Consider the following 8,178-nt stretch of genomic DNA (forward strand, 5'->3'; position numbering starts at 1 on the left):
GCAGGTAGCAGGTTTCGAGAAAGTCGGCGTTCTGCGCGAGGTTGTCGATCGGATAACCGCGATACAGCAGCTCGCCCTTATCGCCGTCGATGTAGGTGATCGCCGAATTGCACGCCGCCGTCGACATGAAGCCCGGGTCGTACGTGAATTTGCCGGTCTGGCCGTACAGTTTGCGAATGTCGATCACGTCCGGGCCGAGCGTGCCCTTGTAAATCGGCATTTCAACGCTCGGCGAATTGTCGCTGAACGATAGCGTGGCTTTAACATCTGACGGGGTCATAGCACATCCTCAATCGAAGTATAAAAACGGGGTTTCGATAATTGCACGCCTGGAACAACGGGCTGGCGGCGCTCAAGCGTTGCGCAGCAGCTCCAGCACCCGGATGACGTCCGGGTCGGCAAGCTCGCCTTCTGGTTCCTTGCGTGCGAGCAGCAAGTCCATCAGGTCGTTATCGCTCAGCTCCAGCAGGCGCGTGAGTGCGCCCACGTCGGCATCGCTGAGGTCATGCTCATATCGGCTGAAAAAACGCTCAAAGATCAGATCGTTTTCCAGCAGGCCCCGCCGCGCACGCCAGCGAAGGCGAGCGCGGCGGAGAGGGTCGGACTGATGTGATTCGTTCATGTCAGGACGCGCCGGGCCGCCCCCAAGCATACTGACCGCCCCCTCGGGGGCAGCGAACGATAGGGAGCGTGGGGGTTATTCATCCTAGACAGCGCGGCGAACCATCAATTCCTTGATCTTGCCAATCGCCTTGGTCGGGTTCAGGCCCTTCGGGCAAACGTCGACGCAGTTCATGATGGTATGGCAACGGAACAGACGGTACGGATCTTCCAGGTTGTCGAGGCGTTCGCCCGTCGCTTCGTCGCGGCTGTCCGCGATGAAACGGTAGGCTTGCAACAGGCCAGCCGGGCCGACGAACTTGTCCGGGTTCCACCAGAAGCTCGGGCACGAGGTCGAGCAGCTGGCGCACAGGATACATTCGTACAGGCCGTCGAGCTCGTCGCGTTCTTCCGGCGACTGCAGACGCTCCTTTTCCGGCGGCGGCGTATCGTTGATCAGGTACGGCTTGATCGAGTGATACTGGTTGAAGAACTGCGTGAAGTCGCAGATCAGGTCACGCACGACCGGCAGACCCGGCAGCGGACGCAGCACGATCTTCTGCGGCAGGTCGTTCAGGTTCGTCAGGCACGCCAGACCGTTCTTGCCGTTGATGTTCATTGCGTCCGAACCGCACACGCCTTCGCGGCACGAACGGCGGAACGACAAGGTTTCGTCCAGCGCCTTCAGCTTGATGAGCGCATCCAGCAGCATGCGTTCGTGCGAGTCGATTTCGATCTCGTACGTTTGCATGCGCGGTGCCGCGTCCTTGTCCGGATCGTAGCGGTAAATTTCAAATGTACGCTTGGCCATTTCTGAATTCCTTTGACTTGTGCCTTAGAAGGTACGCGCTTTCGGCGGCACCGATTCGACGGTCAGCGGCTTCATGTGAACCGGCTTGTAGTCGAGGCGATCGCCTTCGCTGAACCACAACGTATGGCGCAGCCAGTTTTCGTCGTCGCGATGTTCGAAGTCGTTTTGCGCGTGCGCGCCACGGCTTTCCTTGCGCGCTTCGGCGGAGACCATCGTGGCGCGTGCCACTTCGACCAGGTTCGCCACTTCGAGCGCTTCGACGCGGGCCGTGTTGAACACCTTCGACTTGTCCTTCAGATGGATGTTGTCGACCCGTTCAGCCACTTCGCGGATGCGCTCGACGCCTTCAGCCAGCAGCGCCGAGGTACGGAACACGCCGGCGTGCTTCTGCATCGTGCCGCGGATGTCGTTCGCGACCGACTGCGCGTACTCGCCGGAGGACGAGTTGTCCAGCTTCGCCAGACGCGCCAGCGAGAAATCGGCAGCATCGGCCGGCAGCGGCTTGTGCTCCTTCAATTCCTTCACGTGCTTGACGATGTGGTTGCCGGCCGCGCGGCCGAACACCACCAGGTCGAGCAGCGAGTTCGTGCCGAGACGGTTCGCGCCGTGCACCGACACGCACGAGCATTCGCCCACGGCGTAGAAACCGTTGACGACTTCTTCGTGACCCTTCGGCGTACCGACGACCTGGCCGTTGATGTTGGTGGGGATACCGCCCATCTGGTAGTGAATGGTCGGCACAACCGGGATCGGCTCCTTGATGCAATCGACGTTCGCGAACTTCATCGCGATTTCGCGGATCGACGGCAGACGCTTCATGATCGTCTCGGCGCCGATGTGCGACAGGTCGAGCAGCACGTGATCCTTGTTCGGACCCACGCCGCGGCCTTCCTTGATTTCCTGGTCCATCGAACGCGAAACGAAGTCGCGCGGCGCCAGATCCTTCAGCGTCGGCGCATAGCGTTCCATGAAACGCTCGCCGTTCGAGTTACGCAGAATGCCGCCTTCGCCGCGCACGCCTTCGGTAATCAGCACGCCCGCACCGGCCACGCCGGTCGGGTGGAATTGCCAGAATTCCATGTCTTGCAGCGCGATGCCCGAACGCGCGGCCATGCCCAGGCCGTCACCGGTGTTGATGAACGCGTTGGTCGATGCCGCGAAGATCCGGCCCGCGCCGCCCGTGGCGAACAGCGTGGTCTTGCCTTCGAGGATGTAGATGTCGCCGGTTTCCATTTCCAGCGCGGTCACGCCGAGCACGTCGCCGTCGGCGTCGCGGATCAGGTCCAGCGCCATCCATTCGACGAAGAATTGCGTCTTGGCCGCCACGTTTTGCTGATACAGCGTATGCAGCAGCGCGTGGCCGGTCCGGTCAGCCGCCGCGCAAGCGCGTTGCACCGGCTTTTCGCCGTAGTTAGCGGTATGGCCGCCGAACGGGCGCTGATAAATCGTGCCGTCGGCGTTACGGTCGAACGGCATGCCGAAGTGTTCGAGTTCGTAGACGGCGTTCGGCGCTTCACGGCACATGAACTCGATCGCGTCCTGGTCGCCGAGCCAGTCGGAACCCTTGATCGTGTCGTAGAAGTGATAGTGCCAGTTGTCTTCGCTCATGTTGCCGAGCGAGGCGCCGATGCCACCCTGGGCAGCGACCGTGTGCGAGCGCGTCGGGAACACCTTGGACAGCACGCAGACCGACAGACCGGCGCGCGCGAGTTGCAGCGAAGCGCGCATCCCCGAGCCACCTGCGCCGACGATAACCACGTCAAACTTGCGACGCGGCAGAGAATTCTTGATTGCAGCCATTCTTTTACACTCTCCAGAGAATCTGCGCAGCGTAGCCCGCACAGGCGAGCAGCCAGACGATCGTCAGCACCTGAAGAACCAGGCGCGTGCCAACGGGCTTCACATAGTCCATCCAGATATCGCGCACACCGACCCATGCGTGGTAGAACAGCGAGAGAAGCGTGACGAACGTGGCGAGCTTCATCCATTGCGTCGCGAAGATCGATGCCCAGCCCTCGTACGAGAAGTCATGCGCACCGAAGAACCACGCGAGCAGGATCACCGTGTAGATCGCCATGATGCAGGCGGTGATGCGCTGGGCGAGCCAGTCGCGCAGACCGTAATGCGCGCCGACGACGAGACGCTTCGAACCGATTCGGTTATTGGCTGCCATTTTTCAGAATGCTCCGAACAGTTTTGCCGCGAATGCGATAGTGAGCAGCGACGACACGACGAGGACCACGATGGAGGTCGACTTGCCCTTTTCCTTCGACACCGCATTGTGGTTGGTGTCCATCACCAGGTGACGGATGCCGGCGCAGAAGTGAAACAGGAATGCCCACGCGAGAACCAGCGTGATCAGCTTGACGACGATGTTGGAGAGGAAACCTTTGAAGACTTCGAAACTCAGTTCGGAAGTCAGGCTCTGATCGAAGAGGTACAGCAGGAACGGAAGAAAAACGAACAACAGGGCACCACTCACGCGGTGCAGAATCGACACTCGCCCCGCTAGCGGGAGACGGTATGCCGTCAATATTTGCCCAATACCGATGTTCCGGAATTCCGGCCTCGGTTTTTTTACGGCTTCAGCCATGCTAGACCCCTACTATGTAGTCACACTAATCCGCAATTTTAGCGCCTTTTTATATCGCGCTGCAGCGAAAACCACTACAGGTCGGCTACAGTGCGCGCGATGAAGGCGCCGTCAAACAGGCGCGCGTGTGGGACGCCGCGCCTCGAGTCAGCCCGATTCAGCTCAGATCGTTCTGATAGTAGTACCCGGTTGTGACATACCAACCTCGCCGGACTTCGACCGGCCGGTCCCCATACGTGTAGGACACGCGCTCGACCGACAGCAGCGGGAAGCCCGCGGGCACATGCAGCAGATCGGCCACCGCCGGCTCGGCCGCCACCGCGCGGATCTTCTCCGTCGCGCGAATCATGCGGGTGCCGAATTCCGTCTCGAACATCGCGTAGAGGGGACCTTTGTATTCCGACAGCCGCTCGAGCGTAAGTCCGCGGAACACGGCGCCGGGCAGCCAGATTTCGTCGAGTACGGTGACTTCGCCGTCGAACTGCAGCAAACGCTTGATCAGCACGACCGGATCGGCCGGCTTCAGATCGAGTTGCCGGGCAATGTCCGCTGACGCGCGCAAGCGCCGGCACTCGAGCAGGCGGCTGACGTGCGGGTGTTCCGCGCCGTCATCGGCCAGCAATCTCAGGAAGCGAAACTGCGCGCGATCCTCGTTGTGCGTCGCAACGAAGGTGCCCTTGCCCTGACGCCGCACCAGCAGGTTGTCGGCGGCAAGCTCGTCGATCGCCTTGCGCACCGTGCCTTGACTGACCTTGTATCTGGCCGCCAATTCGACTTCACTAGGAATGATCTCGCCCGGCTTCCATTCGCCGCTTTCGAGACTCTGCGTAATCAGCCCCTTGATCTGCTGATACAACGGGCTGAACGTGGGCGACGCAGCGGGAGCGGCGGCAGATACACCTTCGCCCGCGGCCCCTTGGCCGCTCGGGTTCGTGGTGTTAGCCGGGTTCGAATTCATGCGCGCATTTCATCATAAAGGGCTGGGGCACGTCTAGGCTTTTCCCTGCAACAGTTATGTCTTATATAAGACATAAGATAATGTTGACTTTGTGTCTGGCGACTCCTACACTCCTTGGCGAGCAAGGGTTTGCGGGGTTTTCGGCGACTGTTCGATACAGCGCCGCGACGCGCCGGCAGCCACTCTGCACCATGCTGTTCCCACGCAGTCCAGGTTTCGATTCGCCGCCATCCATTGGCCAGACGCTTGCCGAAACGCGCTGTATGCAGGAGCCCGCACCGTGCAGCGGCTACCCGGCGCCTCGATGCTCCGCTCTCGCAGGAAAACGCCGGGCCGTCCCAGGTTTTCCGCTCCGAAGCAAGTCCCCTTGGGGATTGCCCCATCGGGGCCCTGGCGCGAGGCGCCGGGTCGGGGGCGCTCAGTAGTACAGGTTTCCGGCATGGCGGTCTCGCCGCAGCGCGCCGCTCGACCTCGACAGATAGAGGCCGTGCGCGAACCGTGAATTCCGCCGTGTTTCATAACGCTTCGCTGAACGCGCATATAGAATGGCGTTTTCCCTAGCGTCTAACGCATCGTCCTGGAGATTTCTCAATGGCTAAGCCCGCAAAGCGCGTTGCCGTCACCGGCGCCGCAGGTCAAATCGCTTACTCCCTGCTATTTCGCATCGCCAATGGCGACCTGCTCGGCAAGGATCAACCGGTGATCCTGCAACTGCTCGACCTGCCGCAAGCGCAAGCCGCCGTCAAAGGCGTCGTGATGGAACTGGATGATTGCGCATTCCCGCTGCTGTCGGGCGTCGTGATCACCGACGACCCCAAGGTTGCATTCAAGGATGCAGACGTGGCCCTGCTGGTCGGCGCGCGTCCGCGTTCGAAAGGCATGGAGCGTAAGGACCTGCTGTCGGCCAACGCCGAGATCTTCACGGTTCAGGGCAAGGCGCTGAACGATGTCGCGAGCCGCGACGTGAAGGTGCTGGTGGTCGGCAACCCGGCCAACACGAACGCTTACATCGCGATGAAGTCGGCGCCGGATCTGCCGAAGAAGAACTTCACCGCGATGCTGCGTCTGGACCACAACCGCGCACTGTCGCAACTGGCGGCCAAGTCGGGCAAGCCGGTCGCATCGATCGAAAAGCTGGCCGTGTGGGGCAACCACTCGCCGACCATGTACCCGGACTTCCGTTTCGCGAGCGCTGAAGGTCAGGACCTGACCAAGCTGATCAACGACGACGAATGGAACCGCAACACCTTCATCCCGACCGTCGGCAAGCGCGGCGCGGCGATCATCGAAGCGCGCGGCCTGTCGTCGGCGGCGTCGGCAGCTAACGCTGCAATCGACCACGTGCGCGACTGGGTCCTCGGCACGAACGGCAAGTGGGTCACGATGGGCATTCCGTCGGACGGCTCGTACGGCATCCCGGAAGACATCATCTACGGCGTGCCGGTGACCTGTGAAAACGGCGAGTACAAGCGCGTCGAAGGCCTGGCAATCGACGCGTTCTCGCGCGAGAAGATGGACGGCACGCTGCAGGAACTGCTGGAAGAGCGCGAAGGCGTTCAGCACCTGCTCGGCTAAGCCTCTGATGCCGATGAACCGGAACTCCGAAGCGTCACCGCGGCGGGTTCCGGTTTTTTTCGTGCGAATGCAGCGCTTCGCAGCTGATCCGAACGCGTTTTGCGACCGCTTGATTGCGGTCCGGCAGAGCGCGACCGAATCAGCGTTTCTCTAATCACTACCCACGCTCCTTGACGCCGAAGATGCGCGCCCTCACACCCGCCGAAGTGCTGTTTGACGGCGAAGTGCCGCCTGCCGTACTGCCCGCCTGCGATCACTACGCCGGCAGCGAAAAGCTGATGCTGAAATCGCTCGCGTTGCAGCAGCAACTGGGGCCGGTGTTCGATATCACGCTCGATTGCGAAGACGGCGCACAAGTCGGCCGCGAAGCGGAGCATGCGGAGCTGGTCGCGTCGCTGCTGGGCAGCGAGCATGACCGCTTTGGCCGCGTCGGCGTGCGGATCCACGACTTCGCCCACGCGCACTGGCGTGACGACGTCCGCCTCATTCTGCGCGCCGCGAAGCAAGCACCCGCTTACATCACGCTGCCGAAAATCCGCAACGTTCCCGATGCCGCCGAAATGGTCGCGTTCATCGAGGCGACGCGGCGCGAGTTCGGCATCGCGCAACCCGTGCCGGTGCAACTGCTGGTCGAAACCCACGGCGCGCTCACGCGCGTGTTCGAGCTCGCCGCGCTGCCGGGCGTCGAGGCACTGAGCTTCGGCCTGATGGATTTCGTCTCCGCGCACGACGGCGCGATCCCCGATACCGCGATGCGCTCGCCTGGTCAGTTCGATCATCCGCTGGTGCGGCGCGCGAAACTGGAAATTTCGGCCGCCTGCCATGCGCACGGCAAGGTGCCGTCGCACAATGTCAGCACGGAAGTGCGCGATATGAGCGTGGTCGCGAACGACGCCGCACGCGCCCGCAACGAGTTCGGCTACACGCGGATGTGGAGCATCCATCCGGCGCAGATCGAAGCGATCGTCGCCGCGTTTGCGCCGCGCGACGAAGAGATCGCCACGGCCACCGAAATCCTGCTGGCCGCGCAATCCGCGCAATGGGGACCGACGCGCCATCACGACACGCTGCACGACCGCGCAAGCTACCGCTATTACTGGTCGGTGCTGCGCCGCGCGCAAACCACGGGCCGCGCCGTTCCGCAAGACGCGGCGCCGCTGTTCGCGAAAGTGGGCGCTAACGGACAATCGGCATCATGAACGAAGTGCTTCACGTAGTAGCCAAAAACAGGCATACAGCAACCATGTTGCATGGGACCAGAGTAGGTGCTGAAGCGCCAACAGCAACTATATTGCATGGGACCTGAGTAAGCGCTAACTCAGGTCGACCGCTGAGGGCCTGGAGTAAGCGCTGAAGCGCTAACTCCAGTCAAACCTCAGCATGGGACCAGAGTAGGCGCTAACTCAGGTCGACCGCTGAGGGCCTGGAGTAAGCGCTGAAGCGCTAACTCCAGTCAAACCTCAGCATGGGACCAGAGTAGGCGCTGAAGCGCCAACTCTGGTCGACACAGGAGATGGCGGGAGATGAGCGAGACGACGCAAGCCGCTGCACAAAGCGGCGATCAACCACAAAGCGGCTTCAAGCCGAAAAAATCCGTCGCGCTGTCCGGCGTGACCGCGGGCAACACCGCGCTGTGCACGG

Annotated in this window: 9 protein-coding genes; 2 read left to right on the top strand and 7 right to left on the bottom strand. The window is 61.8% G+C overall.

The features are described 5' to 3' along the window. The 7 genes from BN2475_RS35445 to BN2475_RS10605 form a co-directional block, all read right to left on the bottom strand. A partial coding sequence (locus tag BN2475_RS35445) for a citrate/2-methylcitrate synthase (RefSeq protein ID WP_281254201.1) occupies window positions 1-280 on the bottom strand: 280 nt, incomplete at its 3' end. 72 nt (window positions 281-352) lie between these two features. Further along, on the bottom strand, window positions 353-622 hold the full coding sequence (locus tag BN2475_RS10580) for an FAD assembly factor SdhE (protein ID WP_094779490.1): 270 nt from the start codon (window positions 620-622) through the stop codon (window positions 353-355). A gap of 84 nt (window positions 623-706) precedes the next feature. Beyond that, on the bottom strand, window positions 707-1,411 hold the full coding sequence (locus tag BN2475_RS10585; RefSeq protein WP_090808286.1) for a succinate dehydrogenase iron-sulfur subunit: 705 nt from the start codon (window positions 1,409-1,411) through the stop codon (window positions 707-709). A 24-nt stretch (window positions 1,412-1,435) separates the two neighbouring features. Then, window positions 1,436-3,211: a succinate dehydrogenase flavoprotein subunit gene (gene sdhA, locus BN2475_RS10590; RefSeq protein WP_094779485.1), complete on the bottom strand. Its 1,776-nt coding sequence runs from the start codon at window positions 3,209-3,211 to the stop codon at window positions 1,436-1,438. Between the two features lie 4 nt (window positions 3,212-3,215). After that, window positions 3,216-3,584: a succinate dehydrogenase, hydrophobic membrane anchor protein gene (gene sdhD / locus BN2475_RS10595; protein WP_094779486.1), complete on the bottom strand. Its 369-nt coding sequence runs from the start codon at window positions 3,582-3,584 to the stop codon at window positions 3,216-3,218. Between the two features lie 3 nt (window positions 3,585-3,587). Continuing rightward, on the bottom strand, window positions 3,588-4,004 hold the full coding sequence (gene sdhC, locus BN2475_RS10600) for a succinate dehydrogenase, cytochrome b556 subunit (protein WP_094779487.1): 417 nt from the start codon (window positions 4,002-4,004) through the stop codon (window positions 3,588-3,590). 157 nt (window positions 4,005-4,161) lie between these two features. Next, window positions 4,162-4,962: a GntR family transcriptional regulator gene (locus tag BN2475_RS10605; RefSeq protein ID WP_094779488.1), complete on the bottom strand. Its 801-nt coding sequence runs from the start codon at window positions 4,960-4,962 to the stop codon at window positions 4,162-4,164. Between the two features lie 591 nt (window positions 4,963-5,553). On the opposite strand from BN2475_RS10605, the gene BN2475_RS10610 reads away from it, so the two are divergent. Together BN2475_RS10610 and BN2475_RS10615 are read left to right on the top strand one after the other, a co-directional pair. Then, the gene (locus tag BN2475_RS10610) at window positions 5,554-6,537 is read left to right on the top strand and encodes a malate dehydrogenase (RefSeq protein WP_094779489.1); all 984 of its coding nucleotides are present in this window, start codon (window positions 5,554-5,556) and stop codon (window positions 6,535-6,537) included. A 182-nt stretch (window positions 6,538-6,719) separates the two neighbouring features. Further along, window positions 6,720-7,736: an HpcH/HpaI aldolase/citrate lyase family protein gene (locus tag BN2475_RS10615; protein ID WP_094779491.1), complete on the top strand. Its 1,017-nt coding sequence runs from the start codon at window positions 6,720-6,722 to the stop codon at window positions 7,734-7,736. Window positions 7,737-8,178: the final 442 nt, after the last annotated feature.

The organism is Paraburkholderia ribeironis (genome assembly GCF_900019265.1).
Classification (GTDB): domain Bacteria; phylum Pseudomonadota; class Gammaproteobacteria; order Burkholderiales; family Burkholderiaceae; genus Paraburkholderia; species Paraburkholderia ribeironis.

Bases quoted from the DNA above. Each gene is read 5' to 3' on its own strand.
- sdhA (WP_094779485.1), bottom strand. From the start codon at position 3,211: ATGGCTGCAATCAAGAATTCTCTGCCGCGTCGCAAGTTTGACGTGGTT.
- sdhD (WP_094779486.1), bottom strand. From the start codon at position 3,584: ATGGCAGCCAATAACCGAATCGGTTCGAAGCGTCTCGTCGTCGGCGCG.
- BN2475_RS10580 (WP_094779490.1), bottom strand. From the start codon at position 622: ATGAACGAATCACATCAGTCCGACCCTCTCCGCCGCGCTCGCCTTCGC.
- BN2475_RS10615 (WP_094779491.1), top strand. From the start codon at position 6,720: ATGCGCGCCCTCACACCCGCCGAAGTGCTGTTTGACGGCGAAGTGCCG.
- sdhC (WP_094779487.1), bottom strand. From the start codon at position 4,004: ATGGCTGAAGCCGTAAAAAAACCGAGGCCGGAATTCCGGAACATCGGT.
- BN2475_RS10605 (WP_094779488.1), bottom strand. From the start codon at position 4,962: ATGAATTCGAACCCGGCTAACACCACGAACCCGAGCGGCCAAGGGGCC.
- BN2475_RS10585 (WP_090808286.1), bottom strand. From the start codon at position 1,411: ATGGCCAAGCGTACATTTGAAATTTACCGCTACGATCCGGACAAGGAC.
- BN2475_RS10610 (WP_094779489.1), top strand. From the start codon at position 5,554: ATGGCTAAGCCCGCAAAGCGCGTTGCCGTCACCGGCGCCGCAGGTCAA.